The sequence below is a fragment of the Xanthomonas sp. A1809 genome (assembly GCF_017746015.1).
GTDB lineage: Bacteria > Pseudomonadota > Gammaproteobacteria > Xanthomonadales > Xanthomonadaceae > Xanthomonas > Xanthomonas euvesicatoria.
The window spans coordinates 57,149-80,030 of sequence record NZ_JAGHWZ010000006.1; the positions used below are offsets into that span (position 1 = coordinate 57,149).

25 protein-coding genes are annotated in these 22,882 nt (G+C 65.8%); 19 read left to right on the forward strand and 6 right to left on the reverse strand.

Translation table 11 applies throughout. From position 1 onward, the window contains the following. Positions 1-20 precede the first annotated feature (20 nt). The 8 genes from J7396_RS10665 to J7396_RS10700 all read left to right on the forward strand — a co-directional run bounded on the left by J7396_RS10665 (position 21) and on the right by J7396_RS10700 (position 5,756). The gene (locus J7396_RS10665) at positions 21-302 is read left to right on the forward strand and encodes a hypothetical protein (protein ID WP_003486531.1); all 282 of its coding nucleotides are present in this window, start codon (positions 21-23) and stop codon (positions 300-302) included. 43 nt (positions 303-345) lie between these two features. After that, a complete protein-coding gene (locus J7396_RS10670) occupies positions 346-621 on the forward strand; it encodes a hypothetical protein (RefSeq protein WP_008574808.1) in 276 nt (91 codons plus the stop codon). Between the two features lie 74 nt (positions 622-695). After that, the gene (locus J7396_RS10675; RefSeq protein ID WP_011348885.1) at positions 696-1,289 is read left to right on the forward strand and encodes a DUF4142 domain-containing protein; all 594 of its coding nucleotides are present in this window, start codon (positions 696-698) and stop codon (positions 1,287-1,289) included. Positions 1,290-1,495: 206 nt separating this feature from the next. After that, entirely contained in the window at positions 1,496-2,383 is an 888-nt protein-coding gene (locus tag J7396_RS10680) for a TIGR01777 family oxidoreductase (protein ID WP_029820618.1), read from the forward strand. 146 nt (positions 2,384-2,529) lie between these two features. Next, the gene (locus J7396_RS10685; protein WP_209261434.1) at positions 2,530-3,195 is read left to right on the forward strand and encodes a response regulator transcription factor; all 666 of its coding nucleotides are present in this window, start codon (positions 2,530-2,532) and stop codon (positions 3,193-3,195) included. Next, positions 3,192-4,376, forward strand: coding sequence for an ATP-binding protein (locus J7396_RS10690; protein WP_209261435.1), 1,185 nt, complete (start codon positions 3,192-3,194; stop codon positions 4,374-4,376). The genes J7396_RS10685 and J7396_RS10690 overlap by 4 nt, the downstream gene beginning before the upstream one ends. A 362-nt stretch (positions 4,377-4,738) precedes the next feature. Then, positions 4,739-5,029, forward strand: coding sequence for a hypothetical protein (locus tag J7396_RS10695; protein WP_209261436.1), 291 nt, complete (start codon positions 4,739-4,741; stop codon positions 5,027-5,029). A gap of 64 nt (positions 5,030-5,093) precedes the next feature. Beyond that, entirely contained in the window at positions 5,094-5,756 is a 663-nt protein-coding gene (locus J7396_RS10700) for a DUF3313 domain-containing protein (protein ID WP_209261437.1), read from the forward strand. A 278-nt stretch (positions 5,757-6,034) separates the two neighbouring features. On the opposite strand, the gene J7396_RS10705 is transcribed toward J7396_RS10700, so the two are convergent. Next, on the reverse strand, positions 6,035-6,886 hold the full coding sequence (locus J7396_RS10705) for a histidine biosynthesis protein HisIE (protein WP_209261438.1): 852 nt from the start codon (positions 6,884-6,886) through the stop codon (positions 6,035-6,037). Positions 6,887-7,129: 243 nt separating this feature from the next. Between J7396_RS10705 and J7396_RS10710 the strand changes: the two genes are divergently transcribed. From J7396_RS10710 to J7396_RS10740, 7 genes are all read left to right on the forward strand, one after another. Further along, positions 7,130-8,566 (forward strand): Do family serine endopeptidase, encoded by a 1,437-nt coding sequence (locus J7396_RS10710; RefSeq protein WP_005914355.1) that lies wholly within the window; start codon positions 7,130-7,132, stop codon positions 8,564-8,566. A 136-nt stretch (positions 8,567-8,702) separates the two neighbouring features. Beyond that, the gene (locus J7396_RS10715) at positions 8,703-9,065 is read left to right on the forward strand and encodes a hypothetical protein (RefSeq protein ID WP_008574792.1); all 363 of its coding nucleotides are present in this window, start codon (positions 8,703-8,705) and stop codon (positions 9,063-9,065) included. Between the two features lie 3 nt (positions 9,066-9,068). After that, on the forward strand, positions 9,069-9,554 hold the full coding sequence (locus J7396_RS10720; RefSeq protein ID WP_014091315.1) for a phage holin family protein: 486 nt from the start codon (positions 9,069-9,071) through the stop codon (positions 9,552-9,554). Next, on the forward strand, positions 9,551-9,934 hold the full coding sequence (locus tag J7396_RS10725; protein ID WP_011348892.1) for a hypothetical protein: 384 nt from the start codon (positions 9,551-9,553) through the stop codon (positions 9,932-9,934). The genes J7396_RS10720 and J7396_RS10725 overlap by 4 nt, the downstream gene beginning before the upstream one ends. Before the next feature lie 585 nt (positions 9,935-10,519). Next, positions 10,520-11,626, forward strand: coding sequence for an AI-2E family transporter (locus J7396_RS10730; protein ID WP_029820624.1), 1,107 nt, complete (start codon positions 10,520-10,522; stop codon positions 11,624-11,626). Positions 11,627-11,726: 100 nt separating this feature from the next. Further along, positions 11,727-12,464 (forward strand): HAD family hydrolase, encoded by a 738-nt coding sequence (locus J7396_RS10735; protein WP_008574788.1) that lies wholly within the window; start codon positions 11,727-11,729, stop codon positions 12,462-12,464. Positions 12,465-12,505: 41 nt separating this feature from the next. Then, entirely contained in the window at positions 12,506-13,876 is a 1,371-nt protein-coding gene (locus J7396_RS10740) for a leucyl aminopeptidase family protein (protein WP_209261439.1), read from the forward strand. A gap of 55 nt (positions 13,877-13,931) precedes the next feature. On the opposite strand, the gene J7396_RS10745 is transcribed toward J7396_RS10740, so the two are convergent. Together J7396_RS10745 and J7396_RS10750 are read right to left on the reverse strand one after the other, a co-directional pair. Further along, positions 13,932-14,684 carry an anti-sigma factor gene (locus J7396_RS10745; RefSeq protein WP_209261440.1) on the reverse strand — a complete coding sequence of 251 codons (753 nt, stop codon included), beginning with the start codon at positions 14,682-14,684 and terminating at the stop codon, positions 13,932-13,934. Further along, positions 14,681-15,196: an RNA polymerase sigma factor gene (locus tag J7396_RS10750; RefSeq protein WP_008574784.1), complete on the reverse strand. Its 516-nt coding sequence runs from the start codon at positions 15,194-15,196 to the stop codon at positions 14,681-14,683. Before J7396_RS10750 ends, J7396_RS10745 begins: the two co-directional genes overlap by 4 nt. Before the next feature lie 160 nt (positions 15,197-15,356). Here J7396_RS10750 and J7396_RS10755 point away from each other — a divergent pair, with 160 nt between their 5' ends. Together J7396_RS10755 and J7396_RS10760 are read left to right on the forward strand one after the other, a co-directional pair. Next, positions 15,357-16,448, forward strand: coding sequence for a catalase family peroxidase (locus J7396_RS10755; protein ID WP_011348897.1), 1,092 nt, complete (start codon positions 15,357-15,359; stop codon positions 16,446-16,448). Next, positions 16,445-16,987, forward strand: coding sequence for a cytochrome b (locus J7396_RS10760; RefSeq protein ID WP_209261441.1), 543 nt, complete (start codon positions 16,445-16,447; stop codon positions 16,985-16,987). The genes J7396_RS10755 and J7396_RS10760 overlap by 4 nt, the downstream gene beginning before the upstream one ends. A gap of 224 nt (positions 16,988-17,211) precedes the next feature. Here the strand turns inward: J7396_RS10760 and J7396_RS10765 are convergent, their stop codons facing one another. The 3 genes from J7396_RS10765 to J7396_RS10775 all read right to left on the reverse strand — a co-directional run bounded on the left by J7396_RS10765 (position 17,212) and on the right by J7396_RS10775 (position 20,090). Continuing rightward, positions 17,212-18,000 carry a ThuA domain-containing protein gene (locus J7396_RS10765; RefSeq protein WP_209261442.1) on the reverse strand — a complete coding sequence of 263 codons (789 nt, stop codon included), beginning with the start codon at positions 17,998-18,000 and terminating at the stop codon, positions 17,212-17,214. A 227-nt stretch (positions 18,001-18,227) separates the two neighbouring features. Then, the gene (locus tag J7396_RS10770) at positions 18,228-18,830 is read right to left on the reverse strand and encodes a response regulator transcription factor (RefSeq protein WP_008574779.1); all 603 of its coding nucleotides are present in this window, start codon (positions 18,828-18,830) and stop codon (positions 18,228-18,230) included. 84 nt (positions 18,831-18,914) lie between these two features. After that, positions 18,915-20,090 (reverse strand): sensor histidine kinase, encoded by a 1,176-nt coding sequence (locus J7396_RS10775; protein WP_014091321.1) that lies wholly within the window; start codon positions 20,088-20,090, stop codon positions 18,915-18,917. A gap of 470 nt (positions 20,091-20,560) precedes the next feature. On the opposite strand from J7396_RS10775, the gene J7396_RS10780 reads away from it, so the two are divergent. Next, positions 20,561-21,805, forward strand: coding sequence for an efflux RND transporter periplasmic adaptor subunit (locus J7396_RS10780; protein ID WP_209261443.1), 1,245 nt, complete (start codon positions 20,561-20,563; stop codon positions 21,803-21,805). A 376-nt stretch (positions 21,806-22,181) separates the two neighbouring features. Continuing rightward, complete coding sequence (locus J7396_RS10785; protein ID WP_014091323.1) at positions 22,182-22,871, forward strand: ABC transporter ATP-binding protein; 690 nt, start codon at positions 22,182-22,184, stop codon at positions 22,869-22,871. Positions 22,872-22,882: the final 11 nt, after the last annotated feature.

Consider the following 22,882-nt stretch of genomic DNA (forward strand, 5'->3'; position numbering starts at 1 on the left):
ATACCGGAACACCCCAAGTCATGAGCAGAGATCCATCCGTCATCGATGTACAGGCCGAAATCGCGCATTGGCAGGCGCGGCATGCCCAGGGCAACCTCGGCGCAGGCAAGTTCAGCGAGTTGTCCCCGGTGGTGAAAATGGCCTGCGATATCTACCTGCAAGCCCCGCGTTCGAGCGACCAGGAACGTCTGCGCCTATTTCGGGACCGCTTGGAGCACCACTTCATTTCATCCAGCACGCAGTCCAACTACGAACAGTTGGCAACCGATTGCTGGCAGCGCTTGGGCGCGCGCAATAGTTGAGTCCGCAGTATCGAGCAACATCTGTTTTTCATTGGAGATCGTCATGAAAACCCCGTATCAAGTGCAGCAGGAGCTGGAACGACTGGAGCGATTGGTACCGCACATCGTCAGCGACCAGGGCGACCGCGCGGAGGAAATCCTTGGCTTCCATGTGGCCAGTCTGTTGGGTAGCGCGCCGATCAGCGAACATGCGCTGATTCGCGAACGCACCGCTCGCATGGCACGTACCTGCCGCAGTGCGCAGGACGCCGTGCGCGCACCCAAGGCGCCCGCCAGACCATTGGGCATGGCGCCCGTTGCCCAGCCGCAGTGGGCCTGACCGACCTCCCCGGAGCCGCCTAGCGGCTCCTTTGCATTCCACCCCCGGCAATTGCCGATCATTCCAGGATCTTCATGAAAGTCACGCTTCTCACCGCTTCGCTGTTGGCCATGCTCTCTCTGACTGCCTGCGACCGCCCCGGCGGCGATGCTTCGCGCACCGCGCCAGCGGTGTCGCCCGAGCCGACGGCTGCGCCCGTCAGCGGAAGCGGCGCGACCGAGCTGGCCAAGGGCGATGGCGCGGTGCTGGGCGTGCTGGCTGCGATCGACGACAACGAGATCGCACTCGCCAAGCAGGCCATCGAACAGGATCTGGGCGGTGCCACCGGCGAGTTCGCGCAGCAGATGCTGCACGACCACGAGGCCAACCTTGAAAAGACCAAGTCGCTTGGCGCAACCGAGAGCCCGCGCGCGCAGGCCATACGTGCCAAGGGCAAGGCGGCAGTGGAAGCGCTGTCCAAGACGCTGACCCTGCCGGACGGCAAGGATGCCTACCGCAATGCATTCATGCGCAACATGGTCATCGACCATGGCGACACCATCAAGATCATCGATTCGGAACTGCTGCCCGCCGCCGAAAGCGCGCCGGTCAAGCAACATCTGGAAGAGACGCGTCGCGTAGTCTCGGCGCATTTCGAACGCGCCCACGCGGTGTCTTCGTCCAAGTAAGCAGCCGATCAGGCGCTTGCCCTGCAAACGCGCCGGCCAGTCCGGCGCGTTTGCGTTAGGTGGACAGCACATGCGGCTGTCCTCGAGGTCGTTGGGCCACGCCGCAGGCTGACCCTGCAGCGCACGACCGCATGCGCGCGCTAGCTTCACCTCGCTTGGCGTGATCCTGGCCTATCGTGCCGCATCGATTCGGCCAGGAGCCCTCCATGCATCTGCTCATCACCGGCGGCACCGGCTTCATTGGCCAGGCCCTGTGCCCGGCATTGCTGCAGGCCGGCCATCAGGTCAGCGTGCTGACCCGCGACCCGCACCGCGCCAAGCGCATCCTGCCCGGCATGACCGCCGTGCATACGCTGGATGGAGTGCAGGCCGATGCGGTCATCAACCTGGCTGGCGAGCCGCTGGCCGCCGGCCGCTGGACCGATGCCCGCAAGCAGCGCTTCCGCCAATCGCGCCTGGGCATCACGCGCCAATTGCATGACTGGATTGCGCAGCAGCCGGCCGCACAACGTCCCTCGGTGCTGATTTCCGGCTCGGCCGTGGGCTACTACGGCGAACGTGGCGATACGGCGTTGACCGAGGCCGAGCCCGCCGGCGATGACTTCTCTGCCGTGCTGTGCCGCGACTGGGAGGCCGAAGCCAACACCATCGCCGCACTCGGCCCGCGGGTGAGCTGGGTGCGCACCGGGATCGTGCTGGATCGCGATGGCGGCGCGCTGGCCCGCATGCTGCCGGCATTTCGATTCGGCGGCGGTGGGCCGTTCGGCGATGGCCGGCACTGGATGAGCTGGATCCATCGCGCCGATATGGTTGCGCTCCTGCTGTGGCTGCTGCAGCACGGCCAACCCGGCGCCTACAACGCCACCGCGCCCAATCCGGTGACCAATGCCGACTTCGCGCGCACGCTGGCGAAGGTGCTGCACCGCCCTGCCCTGCTGGCGCTGCCGGCCGGCGTGCTGCGGCTGGGCTTCGGCGAGATGGCCGACCTGCTGCTGATCAGCCAGCGCGTGCTGCCGCAACGCGCGCTCGATGCCGGCTTCCGCTTCCAGTACCTGCACCTGGACGCTGCGCTGCGCGCCATTCTGCAGCGCTGAGCGGCGGCCAGGGCCTGACCAGACGGGATCGAACGGCATGCATGGCCTGGCCTGCATGCGGTTCGGCCATGCCCTAATATTTGCCCAAACTTCATCACCGACAGTGCTGCGGATCTCGGACTGGCCCTGCGCACGGCAGAACACCTATGCATCTGCTCCTCGTCGAAGACGACACCATGCTGGCCAGCGCCATCTGCGACGGTGTGCGTCAGCAGTCATGGACCATCGATCATGTCGGTCATGCCAATGCCGCCAAGACAGCGCTAGTGGACCACCGCTACAGTGCGGTATTGCTGGATATCGGCCTGCCGGGCGAGTCCGGGCTGAGCGTGATCCGCTTCATGCGCAGCCATTACGATGCCACCCCGGTGATCGCGCTGACCGCGCGTGGCCAGCTCACCGACCGCATCCGCGGCCTGGATGCCGGCGCCGACGATTATCTGGTCAAGCCGTTTCAGTTCGACGAGCTGATGGCACGGCTGCGCGCGGTCACCCGGCGCAGCCAGGGCCGCGTGGTGCCCCTGCTCAGCCACGGCGACGTCTGCATGGATCCTGGCAGCCGCAAGGTCACCAAGGACGGTAAATGGGTGGCGCTGAGCGCACACGAATATCGCCTGCTGCTGGCGTTGATGGAACGTGCCGGACGCGTGGTCACCAAGGATCAGCTGGAAGAAGGCGTCTATGGCGGCCCGTCCGAAGGCGGCAGCAACATGATCGCGGTGTATGTGCACCAGTTGCGGCGCAAGCTGGGCGATGCGCTGATCTCCACCGTCTACGGCCAGGGCTACATGGTCGGAAAGTCCCCGGAATGAAGTCGCTGCAGGCACGCATGCTGGCGGCGCTGGCCGCGATCGTTCTGCTGAGCTGGTCCACCTCTCTATGGATCCTGGTCGCACTGGTCACCCAGGGTCAGCACAGCGTGTTCGAGCAGGAACTCAACCTGCTCGGCGATCGACTGATGGCCACCTTGCCCGACGCGCTCCAGCACCGCTTCGATACGCAGACAGAGCCGCCCGGCGCGGCAGCCACGTCGACCCCGATCGGCAACCCATCCTCGCGCATGAGCGTCAAGCAGACCCTGATCGCCGTGGTGCTCAACACCGTGCAATTGGGCATCCTGGGGCTATTGATGTGGTGGGCCGTGCGGACCTCGCTGGGGCCGCTACGCGCCCTGTCCGGCGCCATCGCGCAACGTACCGGCCTGGATACCGAGCCGGTGCCGCTGGCACAGGCGCCCGACGAAGTCCGCCCGTTGATCGCCTCGTTCAACACCTTGCTGGCGCGGGTGGAACAGGCCGTCCAGGCCGAGCGCGATTTCGTCGCCGATGCCGCGCACGAACTGCGCACCCCGCTCTCGGCACTGCATGCCTACGCCGAGGTCGCATTGCGCGCGTCCACCCTGGAGGCCAAGGACGCCGCGCTGGGCCAACTGCTGGAAACCGCGCGTCGCAGCAACCGGCTGGCCGAACAATTGCTGGATCTGGCGCGACTGGATGCCGGCATCAGTTCAGCCGCCTATCATCAAGTCGAAATGGGCGAGCTGATCTCGCATGTGCTGGACGAATTCAGCGTGCAGGCCGACGCACGCCAGCTGCAGTTGCAGGTTGAGGCATCGCCCTGCCTGCTGCGTTGCGATGTGGATGCAGTGGGAATTCTGATCCGCAACCTGGTCGACAACGCCATCCGCTATGGCCGCCTGCATGGCAAGGTGGAAGTGAGCTGCGGCTATTGTGGGCGCGCTGACGTACTGCACCCGTTCCTGCAGGTCAGCGATGACGGTCCCGGTGTGCCCGAAAGCGCGCAGGCTTCTATTTTCGAGCGGTTCTATCGCGTGCCCGGCAGCGCAGTACAGGGCAGTGGCATCGGATTGTCGCTGGTCGCCGGCATTGCGCGCCTGCACGGAGCAACGATCGAAGCCGGCGACGGCAACGATGGACGCGGCCTCTGCGTGCGCGTGGTGTTTGCCGGCAACCGCCCTGCCGGCGCGGACTGAAGCTGCCTGCACTGCAGCGCGAGAGCACTACGATATGCGGCCAACCAAACGACTGCGCAACCACGGGCTGGCGCGGCGAGTGCGCGGTGCGCGATAGACCAGCAGGGGTACGTGAAATGCGCGACTGCGCACGCACACGCGCAGCGCGATACGGCCCATCTGACGCGTACATCGCGGCTCCCGAGCGCCGTCCACGCCACCTGCTCGCTACATTTTGGTGAACGCTCTGATGCGGACACCATTGCGTGCTGCAAAGAAATGTCGTGCCTTCGCCAAGCGGTGCAGTCGTCGCGTTGACCCAATAAGTTCCCAAAATCGCTTGCCTACAGTGCACTCACCGCACGCATCAAGGATGCCTGGTGATGCCTCATTCGATCCGTTTCACGCAACACTTCCCCACCGCGCCGTCGCTGCCGGTCGGGCAGTGCGCTGCCAACGACCCCGTCGCTGCGCATCCGCTGCCACTGCCTCTCGCGCCGGAATTTCGCTGCGGCTCTACCGGCACGCGCAACCGCGACATCTGGTGCGCGTTGCCGGATATCCGCAGCGCGCGCGCTGCCCACCGCCTGCAGCACCTGGCCAGGCGCGGCGTGTTGTTCACTGCCGCAACGGCCGTTTTGGCCTTGGCCGCTGCCAGCGTTCTACTGCACTGAACATCAGGTCACGCCAGCGCGCTGGAACTGCGCCCACTCGCCTTCTTCCACCAGGTAGTTCTCCATGTCGACTTCTTGCTTCGTTCGATACTGTGCACTCGCCGTCGTCAGCGTCAGCCTGATCGGCTGCGCCAGCACCCGCCCCACGCCCTATCGCCAACTGCCATCTTCGAGCTACCTGCGCCCGCACGATGGCAGCCGCGGCGGCCGCATGCCGTACGCGTATCACGGCCAGGTCGATTGGTCGCGGTATCGCACCGCATTGGTCGAGCCGGTGCGCATTTACCGCGGCGCGGACGCGCAATTCGAAGGGGTACCCGAGCAGGACAAACGCATGCTCGCCGATCTCATGCAGCGCGAGTTCGGCGACGCGATTGGCCAGCGCTGGCAGCCCACCACCGCCATCGGGCCCGACACCTTGCGTGTGCGGCTCACCTTGACCGGCGCCAAACCCAGCAAACGGGTGCTCGGCACCTTCATGAAGGTCGATATCGGTGGCGGCGCCTACAATGCCGTGCAGGCCTTGCGTGGCAAGGAGGGCGCATTCTCCGGCTCGGTCAGCTATGCGGTGGAAATCTTCGACGCGTCAAGCGATCGCTTGCTGGCGGCCTATGTCGAAAAGCAGTACCCCAATGCAATGAACATCAAGGCCAGCCTTGGTGCTTATGACGCGGCCAAGGCAGGGATCGGCCTGGGTGCGCAACAGTTGGTCGATGGCATGCGCTAGGCCCTGCTCCTTTTATTGCATGCGCGATGCCTGTGCGTATCGGAGTGCGCGCACGCGATACGTTCGGGCAATCCTCTCGCGCAGTGCAGGGTTATCAGGGTGTTGGCTGCAGACGGGGAGCGCTGGCCAAAGCCGCTGCAACAAAAACGCCGACGCTGTGGAACAGCGCCGGCGTCTTCACCATTGCCCAGGGTCGGTGACACCTATCGCGTGCGTTGCACGCCTTCCAGGCTACCTGGCGACCCGCACATCGCACCCTGCGCCGCAGCGTGACAACCTCAGCGCGTGACGCGCTTTGCCGCTTTCTTGCCCACTGCCTTGCGCGCGGCGGTGGTCTTTGCCACGGCACGCGTGGCCGGGGTCTTGGTCACCTTGGCGGCTTTCTTCAGCGCGGTCTTGGTCACGGCCTTCTTGAGCGGGGCCTTCTTCACCGCGGCCTGCCTGGTCGCGGTTTGCTTGGCGACCGGCGCCTTCTTTGTTGCAGGCTTGAGCAACGTCTTCGTCGCTGCCGCCGGCTTGGCCCCTACCTTCTTCGCTGCCTTCTTCGCCGCCGTGCGTGCGTTCACCGTTGCGACGGCGGTCTTGCGTGCGGCGCTCTTGGCAGCCGTCTTGGCACTCAATGCGGCCGCTTCGGCCTTGGCATTGGCCTTGGCGGTTTCCAGCTTGCGCCTGGTAGTGGCCTTGGTGTCGGTAATCTTCTTCCTGGCCGCGGCACTGGTGCTGCTCAACTTCTGCTTGGCGGCCTGCGTGGTCGAGGTCAACGTTTGCTTGGCCGCGTCCTTGGTGGCGGTGAGCTTCTGCTTGGCGGCTTCCCTGGTGGCGACCAGCTTGTCCTTGGCAGCGTCCTTGGTGGCCGCCAGCGAGCGCTTGGTCTTGGCCACGCTGCGTTTCACTGCGGTGGCCGCAGTGCCGGCGTTCTTGGCCACGTTCTTTTCGACCTTGACCACCGCCTTGCGCGCTTTGGCCACCTGCGTCTTGACCTCTTCCACCGCCGTGCCTGCGGCCTCCTGCACGCTGGCGACCGCCTCGCTGGCGGTGCTGGCGATGGTCTCGGTCAATTCGGTGGCGGTGCTTTTTACGCTATCGACGGCGTCGGACAGGGTTGCCGTTACGCCATTGCCGTTGCTCATAGACCCTCCTTAAGGGCGTCAGTGCGGGAAACTCAGGCGATGCGCGACCGCACGCAACATGCTGAACAGGCATCGGATCAAGCGGACGCTACGCCCGGCCCGTCGGGCTGTCAACGCAATCAGGGCAAGGGATGTGCGGCACTTTCACCGGCAGTTAAATTGCGCGCAGGCACTCTCGTTCAGCTTGATTTACGCAGTCAGACGCCCTATTCCTCATCCACCGCGTAACCCGGAATCCGTTCCATGCGACCGCTGCCTACCCTGCTGACTCTTTCGCTGGCCGCTGCCTTCGGCGGATTTGCCGCCACCGGCATCAACGCCTGGCTGGACAATCGCGCCGAAGCCACGCCCCCCAGCAATGCCGCCTTTACCCTGCCGACGGCCGCCGCGTTGCCGGCTGCGGTGGCCGGCCAGCCAGTGCCATCGCTGGCGCCGATGCTGCAGCAGGCCATGCCCGCGGTGGTGAGCGTGAACACCAAACAAGTGGTGCGCGTCCGCAACCCGTTCTTCAATGACCCGATCCTGCGCCGGCTGTTTCCGCAGGTGCCGCAGGACCGCATCAACGAATCGCTGGGTTCGGGCGTGATCATCGATGCGCAAAAAGGGTACGTACTGACCAATCACCACGTCATCGAAAACGCCGACGACGTGCAGGTGACGCTCGGCGACGGACGCACGGTCAAGGCCGAGTTCATCGGCTCCGATGCCGATACCGATATTGCGCTGATCCGCATCAAGGCCGACAACCTCACCGATATCAAACTGGCCGACAGCAACGCGCTACGCGTGGGCGATTTCGTGGTGGCCATCGGCAACCCGTTCGGCTTCACCCAGACCGTCACCTCCGGCATCGTCTCGGCGGTGGGACGCAGCGGAATTCGCGGCTTGGGCTATCAGAACTTCATCCAGACCGACGCCTCGATCAACCCCGGCAACTCGGGCGGCGCGCTGGTCAACCTGCAAGGCCAGTTGGTGGGCATCAATACCGCCAGCTTCAATCCACAGGGCAGCATGGCCGGCAATATCGGCCTTGGGCTGGCGATTCCGTCCAACCTGGCGCGCAATGTCGTCGAGCAATTGGTGACCAAGGGCGTGGTGGTGCGCGGCACGCTCGGCCTGGAAACCCAGAACCTCACCCAGCAGATGTTGCAGGGCCTTGGCGTGGATTCGTTGCGCGGTGCCTTGGTGACACGGGTGTTGCCGGGCTCCGCAGCGGCGGCGGCAGGCGTGCAACCGGGCGATGTCGTGGTAGCGGCCAACGACCAGCGCGTGGACAGCGCCGAGGCGCTCCACAATTACGAAGGCCTGCAGGCGGTTGGCAGTGCGGTCACCCTGGACATCCGTCGCGATGGCAAGCCGCTCAAGCTCAAGGCCACGCTGAAAGAGCAGGACCGCGCCGTCACCGGCGACATGCTGGACCCGCGCCTGACCGGCGCGACCTTCGTCGATCTCCCCGAATCGCTGCGTCAGTCAGGCATCACCGGGGTGATGGTGAGCGAGGTCAAACGCGGCGGTCGCGCTGCCGCCAACGGCCTGGTCGCCGGCGATGTGATCGTGGCCAGCAGCGTGGGCGAGTTCGCCGACCTTGCCAGCTGGCGGGCCAATTTCCAGCGTAAACCGCAACAGCTTGTCGTGCGCATCCTGCGTGGCAACGCGCAGTACGACGCGCTGATGCGTTGACGCGATGTGTACCGGGCGTTGCTTCCACTTACCGGGCGTTGCTTCCACTAACGCCTCCTACACCCCCCCGATGCTATTGCTACTGCTCGACCGCACGTGAGTGGCGGCTGCCATCAATGACCGAAGGAGATATCGCATGAGCCCCACCAATACCGATCAGCTGAAGGAAAACCTGAGCGAAGCCGGCACCCACCTGAAGTCGGCAGCGAGCGCCGCTGGCGAAGCGGTCAGGGGCGCCACCAGCGCCGCTGGCGATGAGCTCAAGCTCGGTCGCGCCAACGTCAAGGCCGAGCTGTCTGACACCGCGCTGGCCGGCATGGCCGCTGCCGAGTTCGGCGGTGCCGCTGCCAAGGAGCAGATGGACGTCCTGGTTGCCAAGGGCAACGATCTGCTGGAAAGCGCCACCGATCTGATCCGCGAGCGTCCGCTGGCTGCCTTCGGCGTTGCCTTCGCCGCTGGCTGGGTCATCGCCAAGCTGGCACGCAGCAACGACAACTAAGTCGTGAGCGATCAGGCCTCTCCCGCTGCCGGAACCGACGCGCCAGACGCGCGCGCGCAGACGCCAGGACTGGACGAAAGCGTACGTGCGGTCGGCGCAGCCGGCCGTGCAACGCTGGGCTCGGCCAAGGACACCAGCCGCGCCTTGCGCCGGCTGGTGTCGGCCGATCTGCAACTGGCACGCAGCGCATTCGGGCGTGGCCTGGCCTGGGCCTGCGTGGCCGTGGTGTTCGGCGCCTCGTCGTGGTTGCTGCTGGCCGGTGCCATCATCGCCCTGCTGCAACGTGCCGGGTTGTCGTGGTTCCAGGCGATGTTTTTCACTGCGTTGGCGAGTCTGTTGGTGACCGGCATCGCGGCATGGCGCGTGTTTTTCTACTTCGACCACACCGGCATGAATGCAACGCGCCGTCAGCTCATCAAGCTGGGAATTTTCGATGACCCGAGCAAGGACGATGACGCGGCAACCTCTGCCAGTGGAGCACGCCCATGAAGTTTGGAACCTTGCGTCAACGCGTCGAACGCGCCGAGTTTCTGGTCGAAGGACGCGCGCAAGAAACGCGTCTGCACTGGAGCGAACTCCGCCAGACCTGGCGTGCCGGGTGGTCGCCACTGCGGATCGTAACGGTGGGCTTCGGGCTCGGCTTCGTTACCGGCCGCAACGAACCGCAGGCGGCATTGGGCAGCATCGCCAGCAAGCTTGGCGGTATTCCCAAGCTTCTGCAGATGATCAGTACCATCTCTGCGTTGTTCACTGCACACCGTGCGCAGGAGGCTTCCGAGCAGGCCGAACGTGCGGCAGACAATGCCGAGGAAGTTGCAGCCGACCCGCCGGTGACCGTGGTGCAGGTCCCGGCCGACCGCGCCGCCTGAGCGCGGACGGTATTCACGGCGGCTAGCGCTTTGCCAGGCCGCCGTCGAGAGTAGCGGATTGCCTGTGCAAGGCATCGACATACCAGTGCCGCTTTGAAGAGGTGCGACCGCCGCGTGGTCCTGGTGCTGCATTCTGATCCCGGCGCTGCATGCAGTCCGCGCGTGCTGTGCTGGGTGACTGCTTGAAAGACCTCTGCACGACGGGCCCGCAATGCTGGCATCCGCGTTGTCTATTTCCGCTGGATAACTGCTCGCTGCGAAGGCTGACGGATGAGCGCTGAAATGCGGGAATCGTGCGACGAATGGTCCTTTCCTCGCCAAGAGCTCTGACGCCTGACGGCCAATTCCGCACGGCATGTGTGCTGCCGCAGTCAGCAGCATGCGGCAGGATCCTGCGGTCAATGGCAATCCCACATCGACAACCAACTCGGCGCCCCGCGACCTGCACAAGGGCGCTGCTGCCGAGTTCGCCAGACTAGCGTTGGTTCGCTGACATCCTGCCCACAGGCTCTGTGCGCGCCGTTGACGCATTGCGCCGATAATGGCGCACCGCTGGCAGCACGCCAGTCTGCTGCCAGGGCGCGCATGTCTCTTCCCGTCGACTCACCGGATGCCGTTACCGCGGCAGATTCGCTTCCGCCCGCACCGGCGCCCCGCCCGCGCGCGCCGGCCTCGCTGGTGGTGCTGGCCACGCTCGCCGTTGGTTACACCCTCTGGGCAGCGCAGACGATCATCCTGCCGATCATGCTGGCCGCGTTTTTCGCGCTGATCGGCAACCCCATCCTGCGGGGTCTGCGCAAGCTGTACATCCCGCGGTTTCTCGGCGCCTTGCTCATCCTGTGCCTAGGCCTGGCCGGCACCGTCACGTTGGCCACGCAATTGGCCGGCCCTGCCGCCGAATGGGTGCAACAGGCACCACGGCAGATGCGCCAGATTGCGCGCGATGTGCGCGATCTCACCAAGCCGGTGATGCAAGCCAACCAGGCAGCGGAAAACTTTGCACGCGCGGCCGGTGGCGAAGGCCAGCGCGGCGTGCAGATCGTTCGCACGCAGATGGACGACCCTTACAAGGCGCTGGTCCGCACGCCCAAGCTGGCGGCTTCGGTGCTGGCGGTGGTGCTTCTGACGTTCTTCTTCATGGTGTATGGCGAAAGCCTGCAGCGGCATGCGATCGCCTTGCTACCGAACCGGCAGCAGCAACGGTTCACCACCGAGATCATGCTGGACATCGAGCGCGAGGTCTCGCGCTACGTGCTCACCATCAGCGTGATCAACACCCTGGTCGGGCTGGTATTTGCCGGCATTTTGTCTGTGCTGCAGATTCCGCTGCCCGAAGCGATCCTGTGGGGAACGGTGGTCGCATTGCTGAATTTCGCACCGTATGTCGGCCCGTTGATCGGCGTGATGCTGATGCTGCTGATGGGTTTTGTGGAATTTCGCACCACCTTGTCCTCGCTGCTGCCGGCGATCCTGTACCTGGCCCTGCACACGATCGAAGGCCAGGTGGTGACGCCGATCGTGCTGGGCCGACGCATGGCGATCTCGCCGCTGATGCTGATCCTGGCGCTGATGCTGTTCGGCTGGCTGTGGGGCATGGTCGGCCTGCTGCTGGCGGTGCCGTTGCTGGTCTGCATCAAGATGGTGCTGAGCCGGGTGGACGGGATGCAGCGCTGGGCGCGGTTGCTTGAGTAGCCGCGAATGGGGAATCGGGAGTTGGGAATCGCAAGCGCAGAGGCGGTGCTCTGCCCATTCTCGATTCCCGACTCTCCATTCCCGGCATTACAATCGTGCGATGAGCTTCCACATTCGCGCCATCACCCTCGACCTTGACGATACGTTGTGGCCCTTTGCGCCGATCGGGGCGCGGATCGATCAGGTGCTGTACGACTGGATGCGCGAGCACAGCCCGGTGACTGCCGAGCGCTTTCCGGTGGAGGCGATGCGCCAGTTGCGTGAGCGCAGCTTTGCCGACAACCCGCACCTGCATCACGACCTCAGCGCGCTGCGCCGATTGACGTTGGAAATGGCGTTGCGCGAGAGCGGCGGCGATCTGGCGTTGCTGGAGCCGGCCTACGAGGTGTTCTATGCGGCGCGTAACCAGGTGGAATGCTACCCGGATGCGCTCGACGCGCTGGCGCGCATTGCCGCCCATGTGCCGGTGGCCGCGCTCAGCAACGGCAATGCCGATTTGCAGCGCATCGGGCTGATGCACCACTTTGCGTTTCAACTGGGCTCGCGCGAACACGGCAGCGCAAAACCCGACCCGAGCATCTTCCTGGCCGCCTGTGCCCGGCTCGAGGTGCCGCCTTCGGAAGTGCTGCATGTGGGTGACCACGTGCGCATGGACGTGCTGGGCGCGCTGGATGCCGGCCTGCGCGCCTGCTGGATCAATCGCGAGGGCGCGGTGTGGTCGCATCCCACCCAGCAGCCGGATCTGGAATTCGACAGCATGACCGGGCTGGCCGATTGGCTGGACGCGCAGCAGCCGCATCCAGGCCCGATGAACGCCGGCATCACCCTTCCCGCCTGAGCCACTCTGCGCGGCGCACGGCGCTGCACTCGAGGATTTCCATGTCGCACCTCACCGGTTTCACCGATCCCCATGCCGCAGCCTTGCCGCTGTATGTGCTCGACCGCGAGAACTTTACGCGCTGGTGCGCGGAGCAGCCCACCGGTGTGCTGTCGTGGGCGCAGGCACAGCGTTTCGATGCCGCGCCGGGCAGCGTGCTGTTGTTGCCGGGCGACAACGGGCTGGCCGGCGCGGTCCTGGGGATCGGTGACCGGGCCGATGCCTACGCCTACGCGCATGCGCCGATGGCCCTACCGCCGGCCAGCCGCTGGACGCTGGCCAACCCGCTGAGCGATGCCGAGCAGGCATTGCTGCATCTGGGCTGGGGATTGGGCGCTTATCGCTTTTCACGTTATCGCAAGGTGCCGCGCGCGCCGGCCGAACTGGCTGCAACGCCCTCGGCACATACGCATGCACTGATCGAGGCGTGCCTGCGCGTGCGCGACTGGGTCAACACGCCCACCGAAGACATGGGCCCGCAGCATCTGGAAGAGGCCACACGCACGCTCGGACAGGCGCATGGCGCACAGGTCGATGCGATCGTTGGCGACGCGTTGCTGGCGCAGAACTTCCCCACCATCCATGCCGTGGGGCGCGCCTCGCATCGCGCGCCGCGACTGATTCAGTTGCAGTGGGGTGACACGGCGCATCCGCATCTGGTGCTGGTCGGCAAAGGTGTGTGCTTTGACACCGGCGGGCTGGATTTGAAGCCGGCCGATGGCATGCGCAACATGAAAAAGGACATGGGCGGCGCGGCGCATGCGTTGGCGCTGGCCGGTCTGGTAATGGCGCAGCAGTTGCCGGTGCGGCTGACGCTGCTGATTGCGGCAGTGGAGAACGCGGTGGGCCCGGATGCATTCCGCCCTGGTGAAGTGATCACCACCCGCGCCGGCGTGACGGTGGAAGTGGACAACACCGATGCCGAAGGCCGCCTGGTGCTGTGCGATGCGCTGAGCTATGGCACCGAGCAGCGCCCGGATCTGATCCTGGATTTCGCCACGCTTACCGGCGCGGCACGCATCGCGCTGGGCCCGGACCTGCCGGCGCTCTTTGCCAACGACGATGCGCTGGCGCAGGCCTGGATCAGTGCCGGCGAACAGACCCGCGACCCGGTGTGGCGCATGCCGCTATGGCGCCCATACCTGCGTTATCTCAACAGCCATGTAGCCGACATGGCCAACGCCGGCTCGCGCATGGCCGGCGCCGTCACCGCCGCGCTGTATCTGGAACGCTTCGTGGCACCCGGCCGGCCGTGGGCGCATCTGGACGTCTACGCCTGGAATGACAGCGACCGCCCCGGCCGCCCCGCCGGCGGCGAAGCGCTGGCACTGCGCTCGGCGTTCGCCATGCTGCAACAACGCTACGGCGGCTGAGCGCGGGCAGCGCTGCAATCAGGCTGAGGCCAGCACAACGCTTGCGCTGCGCTGGTCAGCCCTGGCGACGCAACAACGGCGCGATCGTGCGCATGCGTGTCTGCGTCGCCGGGCCGACCAGCGCGAATGCGGTGTCGCCTTCGGCCCAGTACTGCGCCAACAGCCGGCCATCGCGGCGCTCGCCGGTCGGCATCGGGCCGCTGCGTGGACGCAGATACAGGCCAATGCGTGCGCCGTCGGCATCGCTGTAGACCAGCATCGCGGCCGCGCCTTCCGGTGTGGACAGCAATTGCCCACCGCGCAACGTATACCCCTGCGCACGCAGATCCGGCACCACGCCTACGCTGCCGAAATGCGTGCGCAACCACGGTTCCAACTCGGCACGGCGCTGCACGTCCAACCCAACGCCCCGATGCGCGTCGGCATCGGCGAACAGGCGGTAGGCGGCCACTGCATCGGCCATCGGCACGCGTTGGCTGGCGATCCGGCTCGCATGCAGCTGCCAGCCCAGCCCGGTACCCAGGCCAAGTGCCAGCACGCAACTGGCGGCCACGGCAAACGCGGCACGACGGCGCTGTTGCAGGCCACGGCGAATCGCCGCAGGCGTGAAGGCTACGGCGCCAGTCTCCGCCATCAGGCCGGCATGTGCGGCACGCAGCGCTTCGGCATCGCGCTTCCAGCCCGCCACGCGCGCGGCCTGGGCGGGATGTGCCTGCAGCCAGGCTGCCACTGCTGCATGATGCTCCGGCGTCAGGCGGCCATCGACGTAGGCGTGCAGCGCGTGTTCGTCGGGCGGTATGGTGGTCATTTCAGGATCCTCAATGCAGGTGCGTGATTCACCTGGCCTTCGTTCACGGCACGCAGGCGTTCGCGCGCACGCGACAGGCGCGACATCACGGTGCCGATCGGGATGCCGAGGGTATCGGCCACTTCGCGATAACTGAAACCGTCCACGCTGACCAAGAGCAACAACGCGCGTTGTTCGGCCGGCAATGATGCAAGGCTGGCCAGCATGGCACGGCCGTCGTGCACCTGCTCAGCGGACGCGGATTGGCTGGGCTGCTGCGGCGCGAACAGGCCCACGACCCGCTGCCAGCGCGCGGCACGCCGCTGCCCATCCAGAAACTGCCGGTACAGGATGGCGAACAGCCAGGGCTGCAGGGCTTCGGCGGTATGCCGGGTGTGCCACCGCCGCAGCGCGCGCTCCAGTGTGGCTTGCACCAGATCGTCGGCGCTGGCGGGCTCGCCGCTCAACGAGCGTGCGAAGCGGCGCAGCGCCGGCAGCACGGCGCGCAGTTGGTCATCGTCCAGAGCATCCATTGGCGCGCGTGGTGGTGGCATCACACGGTAGACGCACTGGAGCGTGGATTATTCCCGCGATCGGTGCGTGCCGCCGTCGTTGGTGGACGAGGGAATAACGCGGCTCGCATGTCGTCTCACTCGTATCAACCACTCACAGTATCGACCACCGGAGCCAGCCATGACGTTGCCACCTCCCTCGCCCCCGCGCGCGCGCCGCCCCGTGCTGCCGTTGTTGGGGATTGCCGCCATTGCCGGCGGCGTTGCGCTTGCGTTTGCCTGGACGGCCGGCTGGATCGGTGGCGACCGGCTCACTGCCGCGCGCATGACCGACACCATCGAATCCAGCGGGCCGCCGCATCCGGGTTTTCGCCGCGCGCATACCAAGGGGGTGTGCGTGAGCGGGCAATTCCAGTCCAGCGGCAAGGCCACCTGGCTGTCGTCGGCGCGCATCTTCAGCCAGCCCAGCACGCCGGTGCTGGGGCGCATGTCGATCGGCGGCGGCGACCCGCACGGGCCGGACGGGCAGGCGCGCGTACGCAGCATGGCGCTGCTGTTGCGCAGCGACGATGGGCAGGAATGGCGCACGGCGATGAACAGCTTCCCGTTCTTCGTGGTCGCCACGCCGGCCGGCTTTCAGGCGCTCAACGTGGCCTCCAAGCCAGACCCGGCCACCGGCAAGCCGGACCCCGAAAAACTGGCGGCGTTCGGCAAGCAGTATCCGGAAGCGGCCAAGTTCCAGCAGTGGGCCAAGACTGCGCCGTGGTCGGACAGCTGGGCCAATACGCAATACAACGGCGTCAATGCGTTCCGCGCGATTGCCGCCGACGGACGCGAACGCTACATCCGCTGGTCGATGCGCCCGCATACGCCATTCAAGGAACTGAGCGCCGCGCAACGCAAGCAGGCCGATGGCGATTTTCTCGCCACCGACCTGGACGCGCGGCTGGCGCACGGGCCGCTGCGTTGGGACATGGTGCTGACCATCGCCGAGCCCGGCGATGCGGTGGACGACCCGTCGCAACCGTGGCCGGAACGCCGCAAGCAGATCGTGGCCGGCACGCTCTCGATCGAGCGTGCGCAGCCGCAGGCCACCGGCCCGTGTCGCGATCTCAATTACGACCCGTTGATTTTGCCCAAGGGCCTTGCCGCATCGAATGACCCGATTCTGGCAGCGCGCTCGTCGGTGTATTCGCAATCGTTCAACCGCCGCGAGCGCGAGATCGCCAACGGCACGGGCAGCGCCGCCACCGGCCAGGGAGCACGCCAATGAGCCGCCGTACCCACTTCAATCTGCCAGCGCGCGTGCTGCACTGGCTGATGGCCCCGATGATCCTGACCATGTTGTTCGTCGGTGTCGGCATGGTGGCCTCGGTGACGCAGCGGCCGTGGTTGATCGATCTGCATCGCCCGCTGGGCATCGCAATTCTGATCCTGGCGGTGCTGCGCCTGATCAACCGGCTGCGCCATCGCCCGCCGCCGCTGCCGGCCGATCTGCCGGCATGGCAAAAGGCTGCCGCGATTGCCTCGCATTGGCTGCTGTATGCATTGATGCTGGGCATGCCGTTGATCGGCTGGGCGATGCTGTCGGCCGGCGCCTACCCGATCGTGCTGTGGCCAGGTGCGAACCTGCCGGCGATCGCACCGCACGACCCTGCACTGTATGCCTGGCTGCGCAGCGCGCATGGCTGGCTGGCGTATCTGTTATTTGCCACCGTGCTGGGGCATCTGAGCGCGGCGTTGTTTCACGCCTGGGTGCGCCGCGACGGGGTGTTTTCCAGCATGGCGCGTGGAGAGCGGTCTGCGCAGTGATGGGGTCGCGGTTGATGATGGGCTGACACGGCTCGGCAGAGGATCGGCACACAGTGGCAGCACGCAGTTCCTTCTCCCTGGGACATCGTCTGCCCTTCATGGGGGAGAAGGTGCCCCGCAGGGGCGGACGAGGATGCGGGCGCAGCCGATTGAAGTAGGCCCACGCGGCCGGCCTCGCCCGTCGCCTTACCCACCTCTCTCCCGCCGGGGAGAGGGGCTGGTGCCTAACGCTGGCGTTTTGTTTTGGCCGCTGGCGCCGATGATTCGATGCCCTTGCCGGTGGCCGCCCAATAAATTCCACCGTACAAATGCTCCAGATAGCGCGGGTCGTTATAGGCTTCGGCCAGATGGCCCAGCGCAGTGGCGAAGATGCGGCCACCTTCGAAGTGGTGGTACCACGCCACCGGGTGCTGTTGGCCCATGCCCTTGGCGACCTGTCCTGGCCAGATCAAGGTGGGGTCATAACTGCGTTCGTCGACGGTGAGTAGCGTGACCAAGTCGTCGCTGTAGGGCGGATCGTATTCGTACCATTCGTCGCTCCATACCCAGCGTTTGGGCAGGCCGGCGGTGGCCGGGAAATTGGCGTCGGCCACATCCACCATCGCCGTTTGCATGTACGGATGGGTGCGGAACGAGCGGCCGATCATGTGGTCGTACCACTCCCATTCACCGCGCTTGATCGCAAAGGCCTTGTGCACCGCGACCACGCCGCCGCCGTTACGCACGTATTTTTGGAAGTTGGCCCGCTGCGCTGGGTCGAGATCGGTGGCCGGCGTATTGAGCAACACGATGGCCGCGTATTGCGACAGGTCGCCATCGAACGCCTTGGCATTCCACGCCCACACCATCTGGACATAATGCTTGCGCGCCATCGCTTCGAATTGCGGCTTGGCCACGGGGATATAGTCGTGGTGATACTGGTTGGGAATGGCAGCCACCAATATCTTGAATTGCTCGGCGGACGCGTTGAAGGCGCATATCCACAGCAGGCCCGACAGCCACAGAGATTTCATGCATCGCTCGCCGTGTTTTTCGATGCTGTGCAGTGTACCTGGGTGCAAATCGCATGCCTTCGCACGCGTTTGGAATAGCTGCAGATTGGCGGATGAAGCAACCGATGCACCGTCGTCGATGGCGGCTTTGTGGTGCGCTCGCGTCGATTAGGCGCGGCGCACCTGCATGCAATCCCGCACCCCGAAAACGTCAGCTTCCCGCGCACGCAAACCATCGACTGGCTGCACTACAACCAGCCCTTCTGCCGCGCCAGGCGGTAGGCTTCGATGCGATTGGCCACGCCCAGTTTGCCGATGCATTCGGACAGGTAATTGCGCACCGTGCCGTGCGAGAGCTGCAACTGCTGGGCGATCTCGCTGGCGGAGCGGCCTTCGCCGGCCAGCCGCAGCACAGTCCGTTCGCGTTCGCTCAAGGGGTCTGCTTCCACCCACGCATCGAGGGCCAGCTGCGGGTCGATCACCCGCCCGCCGCGGTGCACCTGCCGCAACGCATCGACCAGCTGTTCGGCCGGCGCATCCTTGAGCAGATACCCGGCCACGCCGGCATCCAGGGCACGGCGCAAAAATCCCGGACGCGCGAACGTGGTGACGATCATGACCCGTACCGGCAACGCCTGGCGCTGGATCCGCTGCGCCAGTTCCAGCCCGGTCAGGCCAGGCATCTCGATATCGGTGACCAGCACGTCCGGCTGCAGGCGCTGCAGTTCGCGCCACGCGCTTTCGCCATCGCCGGCGCTGCCGACCACCGCAATATCGTCCTCCAGCCCGAGCAAGGCCACCAGCGCGCCACGCAGCAAGGCTTGGTCTTCCGCCAACAACACCCGGATCATCGGTCGCGCTCGCATGCATGCAACGGTTGCGCACGATAACAGCGCCGACGCATGCCGTGCACTTGGCAGCGCAACCGGGGCGCGTTAGAGCGGCTGCGGCATCACCGGCGGCGTTGCGGGGACAACCGCAGGCCGCGGCAACGGCACACTGGCGCGCAATCGCATGCCGCGCGGCAAGGCCTGCACATCCAGCGCGCCACCCAGGCCGTGCAGGCGTGCGCGCATGCCGTCCAGGCCGTTGCCCGGCACGATCACGCCGCCGCGGCCGTCGTCGGTGATCTCCAGCACCGCCTGATCGCCGTGCGCGCGCAGTTGCACACGCACGCGTCTTGCCTGCGCGTGGCGCTGCACATTGGTGGCCGCCTCGCGCACCACCAGCGCAAGCGCGGTTTCGTGCTCGGGCGGCAAGGCCAGCGGCTCCAGCTGTTGCTCCAGCGCAATGCCGTCCAGGTCCAGCAGCACCCGCGCCGATGCCAGTTCGGCAACCAGGCCGGCAGCACGGATGCCGGTGACCGCGCGCCGTACCTGCGCCAACGCCTCGCGCGAGACCTGCGCCACCGCGTCGATCTCGTTGCGTGCGGCCTGCGGGTCGCGCTCGATCAGGCGCGCAGCCAGATCGGATTTGAGCGCCACCAGCGACAAGGTATGGCCAAGCAGATCGTGCAGGTCGCGGCCGATGCGCTCGCGTTCGGCAGTGGCCGCCAGACGACGAACTTCGTCCTGCGACAAGCGCAGCAACGCGTCCTTGCGTTCGTTGATGCTGTACACCGCGCCCACGGCGGCCATGCCCAGTACCGTCACCGGCATCCACACCAGCGCCTGCATGCTCAACCCGAGCCAGTGCGCCCAGCTCAGGTACAACGCGTTCATCAGCAGCAACATCGCAAAGTGCCGCCACAACCCAGGCCGCGTGGAGGGACGCAAGCTCAGGCAGGCAAAGATGAAGTAGCTGATGCCCGACGAATACACCGGCAACAAGGCAGCACTCATCACCGCCATCGCCCAGGCGTAGCGATACAAGGTGCCGCGTGGCGCCAGCAACATGCGTGCGTACAGCAGCAGGAAAACCGGATACGAAAGCAGCGTGCACAACAGCCAGGTCCTGTCGTAGCCCCGCGCAGAAAACACCGGCACCACGAATACCCAGGCCGACCACAGCAAGTGCACGCTGTCCATCCACGGCGATTGGCCCTGCGCCAGCCGCGCGGCAACCTGCGAACTGGCGGCGGGGCGAAGCCATGCGGGAAACCGGAGGCGCATCAGCAAAGGTCCGTGTGGATGAGCGGATTCTGCCACTGCCGGGCCCGCCTGCGTGCGGCTGCGTGCGGCTGCGTGCGGCTGCGTGCAGGACGATACGGGTGAGCGGCCTCATGCATGCTCCCGGTGCTTGCTGCGATGCGATCGCCCACCGGGGTTGCGATTGGCCTGCGCAAGCGCAAGCCAGATACGTGCAGTCTGCAAATGCGAAGGAAAGCATGCCGTTAGCGGATTGCCGGAGGAGCCGCCAGCATGGCCTGCCGCAGCGCTGGTGCACCAGTTGCCGGTGTCATGGCGTGCAGATGACAGCTGTCACTGGTGAGCGCGCCGTGCTGACTGCATGCTGCGCACCAGCTGGCGGTGGCATCGGCGCATCGACCGTTTGTCGCCGCACCGCAGTTGGTGACTTCCGGCAGCTTGCGGCATCGCCTGTAGACCGTCACATTTCGCGCAGCCTTCCGTCCTGGTCATCGATGAACACTTCCGCCGATCTGCTCAAGCAACTCCGCATCGACCGCCAGCGCCCTGCCACGCCGCCGCCCGCCCGCCGTACCGGCTGGATCCTCGCCGCAGTGATCCTCGTCATTGTGCTGGCCGCCGCCGCGTGGTGGTTCACGCGCCGCCCGGTGGTGCAGGTGCAGACCGCGCCGGTGGTGGCGATCAGCGCCGGCAGCAGCAGCGCATCGGTGCTGGACGCCTCCGGCTATGTGGTGGCACGACGCATGGCCACGGTGTCGGCGCAAGTCACCGGCAAGGTGCGCGAGGTGATGATCGAAGAAGGCATGCGCGTCGAACAGGGCCAGGTGATGGCCACACTCGACCCGCTCGATGCCGATGCGCAGCGCAGCTTGTCGGCCTCGCAGTTGTCGGCCGCACGCAGCCAGGTCGACAACATGCAGGCGCAACTGGCAGTAGCCAACGCCGACGCCACGCGCCTGCAGTCGTTGGTGGGTGCGCAGCTGGTGTCGCGCTCGCAATACGACCAGGCCATTGCGCAGCGCGATGCCTTGCGCGCCCAGCTGCAGAACGCGCAGCGCAATGTGCAGGTCGCCTCCGACCAACTGGCCATTGCCGGTATCCGCTCTGACTTCAACGTGGTGCGCGCGCCGTTTGCCGGCGTGGTGACGGCCAAGGCAGCGCAGCCGGGCGAAATCGTCTCGCCGTTGTCGGCCGGCGGCGGATTCACCCGTACCGGTATCGGCACCATCGTGGACATGGAATCGCTGGAAATCGAGGTGGAAGTGGGCGAGTCCTACATCGGCCGCGTGCAACCCAAGATGCCGGTGGAAGCAGTGCTCAACGCCTACCCGGAATGGAAGATTCCAGGCGAGGTCATCGCCATCATCCCCACCGCCGACCGCGGCAAGGCCACGGTGAAAGTGCGCGTGGCGCTCAAGGTCAAGGACCCGCGCATCGTGCCGGAGATGGGTGTCCGGGTCAGCTTTCTGGAGCAGGCCAAACCGCAGCAAGCAGCCAAGCCGCAGGGCGTGCGCGTCCCGGCCGCCGCACTGGTGGAGCGCGACACGCGCACGGTCGCGTTCGTGGTCGGCGAGCACGACACCGTCAGCGCGCATGCCGTCACCACTGGCATGGTGATGGGCGAAGACAGGCAGGTGCTCTCCGGCCTGGCCGCAGGCGACAGCGTGGTACTCAATCCGCCGCAAACCTTGAACGATGGCGACAAGGTGACCGAAGCAGCGCCGGACGCTGCCGAATAACGCACAACCAACACAGCGCAGGCGGTCACCACTCAGGGGAATACGGAAAGCGCGTTTGATGGAAACGGCAGCGACGTAAGCGCCTGCGTCGCGCTGCGAGGGAACGCCGGTGAAATCCAGTAACGCGGTATCGGCTGTGCTTGCGCATCTGCAGTTGCGATGTTCGTCGATATCTCAGCCGCTGTCGTCGCAGGCACGTTTCAGGCATCGGCAGCGTGCGCCGCACAGGTGTCGCCACAGCAACCGATGCCTTTGCCTGCACTCGCCCCATCGCTTCATCGCATTTCAGCTCATCGTGTTACTGCAGTGCCGCACCACATCCGCAGTCGCTCTGCGCACTGCTGTCACCTCTTCCATCGCACCGCCAGGAGTTGCCATGTCCGCTCTCGTCAGTTTGCGCAACATCACCAAGACCTACCAACGCGGCCCCGAGCAGGTGCAGGTGCTGCACGGCATCGATCTGGACATTGCCAGCGGCGACTTCGTCGCACTGATGGGGCCGTCTGGCTCCGGCAAGACCACCTTGCTGAACCTGATCGGCGGGCTGGACAGCCCCAGCGGCGGCGAGATCGAGATCGAAGGCGAGCGCATCGACCGCATGAGCGGCGGGCAGCTGGCGACCTGGCGCAGTCACCACGTCGGTTTCGTGTTCCAGTTCTACAACCTGATGCCGATGCTCACCGCGCAAAAGAATGTGGAGCTGCCATTGCTGCTCACCTCGCTCAATGCCGCCCAACGCAAGCGCAATGCCGAGATCGCATTGACCCTGGTCGGCCTGCAGGAGCGTCGCAACCACAAGCCCAGCGAATTGTCCGGCGGCCAGCAGCAACGCGTGGCGATCGCGCGCGCGATCGTCTCCGATCCCACCTTCCTGATTTGCGACGAACCCACCGGCGATCTGGACCGCCACAATGCCGAAGAAATCCTGCGCCTGCTGCAGGAACTCAATCGCGAACACGGCAAGACCATCGTGATGGTCACCCACGACCCCAAGGCCGCCGAATACGCCACCCACACCATCCATCTGGACAAGGGCGAGCTGGCCGATGCGCCGCTTGCACTGTAAGGGAGCGCTGC

What these genes read in the sequence shown, in the direction of transcription:
- J7396_RS10665 (WP_003486531.1), top strand. Translation starts at nt 21, where the DNA reads ATGAGCAGAGATCCATCCGTCATCGATGTACAGGCCGAAATCGCGCAT.
- J7396_RS10670 (WP_008574808.1), top strand. Translation starts at nt 346, where the DNA reads ATGAAAACCCCGTATCAAGTGCAGCAGGAGCTGGAACGACTGGAGCGA.
- J7396_RS10675 (WP_011348885.1), top strand. Translation starts at nt 696, where the DNA reads ATGAAAGTCACGCTTCTCACCGCTTCGCTGTTGGCCATGCTCTCTCTG.
- J7396_RS10680 (WP_029820618.1), top strand. Translation starts at nt 1,496, where the DNA reads ATGCATCTGCTCATCACCGGCGGCACCGGCTTCATTGGCCAGGCCCTG.
- J7396_RS10685 (WP_209261434.1), top strand. Translation starts at nt 2,530, where the DNA reads ATGCATCTGCTCCTCGTCGAAGACGACACCATGCTGGCCAGCGCCATC.
- J7396_RS10690 (WP_209261435.1), top strand. Translation starts at nt 3,192, where the DNA reads ATGAAGTCGCTGCAGGCACGCATGCTGGCGGCGCTGGCCGCGATCGTT.
- J7396_RS10695 (WP_209261436.1), top strand. Translation starts at nt 4,739, where the DNA reads ATGCCTCATTCGATCCGTTTCACGCAACACTTCCCCACCGCGCCGTCG.
- J7396_RS10700 (WP_209261437.1), top strand. Translation starts at nt 5,094, where the DNA reads ATGTCGACTTCTTGCTTCGTTCGATACTGTGCACTCGCCGTCGTCAGC.
- J7396_RS10705 (WP_209261438.1), bottom strand. Translation starts at nt 6,886, where the DNA reads ATGAGCAACGGCAATGGCGTAACGGCAACCCTGTCCGACGCCGTCGAT.
- J7396_RS10710 (WP_005914355.1), top strand. Translation starts at nt 7,130, where the DNA reads ATGCGACCGCTGCCTACCCTGCTGACTCTTTCGCTGGCCGCTGCCTTC.
- J7396_RS10715 (WP_008574792.1), top strand. Translation starts at nt 8,703, where the DNA reads ATGAGCCCCACCAATACCGATCAGCTGAAGGAAAACCTGAGCGAAGCC.
- J7396_RS10725 (WP_011348892.1), top strand. Translation starts at nt 9,551, where the DNA reads ATGAAGTTTGGAACCTTGCGTCAACGCGTCGAACGCGCCGAGTTTCTG.
- J7396_RS10730 (WP_029820624.1), top strand. Translation starts at nt 10,520, where the DNA reads ATGTCTCTTCCCGTCGACTCACCGGATGCCGTTACCGCGGCAGATTCG.
- J7396_RS10735 (WP_008574788.1), top strand. Translation starts at nt 11,727, where the DNA reads ATGAGCTTCCACATTCGCGCCATCACCCTCGACCTTGACGATACGTTG.
- J7396_RS10740 (WP_209261439.1), top strand. Translation starts at nt 12,506, where the DNA reads ATGTCGCACCTCACCGGTTTCACCGATCCCCATGCCGCAGCCTTGCCG.
- J7396_RS10745 (WP_209261440.1), bottom strand. Translation starts at nt 14,684, where the DNA reads ATGACCACCATACCGCCCGACGAACACGCGCTGCACGCCTACGTCGAT.
- J7396_RS10750 (WP_008574784.1), bottom strand. Translation starts at nt 15,196, where the DNA reads ATGGATGCTCTGGACGATGACCAACTGCGCGCCGTGCTGCCGGCGCTG.
- J7396_RS10755 (WP_011348897.1), top strand. Translation starts at nt 15,357, where the DNA reads ATGACGTTGCCACCTCCCTCGCCCCCGCGCGCGCGCCGCCCCGTGCTG.
- J7396_RS10760 (WP_209261441.1), top strand. Translation starts at nt 16,445, where the DNA reads ATGAGCCGCCGTACCCACTTCAATCTGCCAGCGCGCGTGCTGCACTGG.
- J7396_RS10765 (WP_209261442.1), bottom strand. Translation starts at nt 18,000, where the DNA reads ATGAAATCTCTGTGGCTGTCGGGCCTGCTGTGGATATGCGCCTTCAAC.
- J7396_RS10770 (WP_008574779.1), bottom strand. Translation starts at nt 18,830, where the DNA reads ATGATCCGGGTGTTGTTGGCGGAAGACCAAGCCTTGCTGCGTGGCGCG.
- J7396_RS10775 (WP_014091321.1), bottom strand. Translation starts at nt 20,090, where the DNA reads ATGCGCCTCCGGTTTCCCGCATGGCTTCGCCCCGCCGCCAGTTCGCAG.
- J7396_RS10780 (WP_209261443.1), top strand. Translation starts at nt 20,561, where the DNA reads ATGAACACTTCCGCCGATCTGCTCAAGCAACTCCGCATCGACCGCCAG.
- J7396_RS10785 (WP_014091323.1), top strand. Translation starts at nt 22,182, where the DNA reads ATGTCCGCTCTCGTCAGTTTGCGCAACATCACCAAGACCTACCAACGC.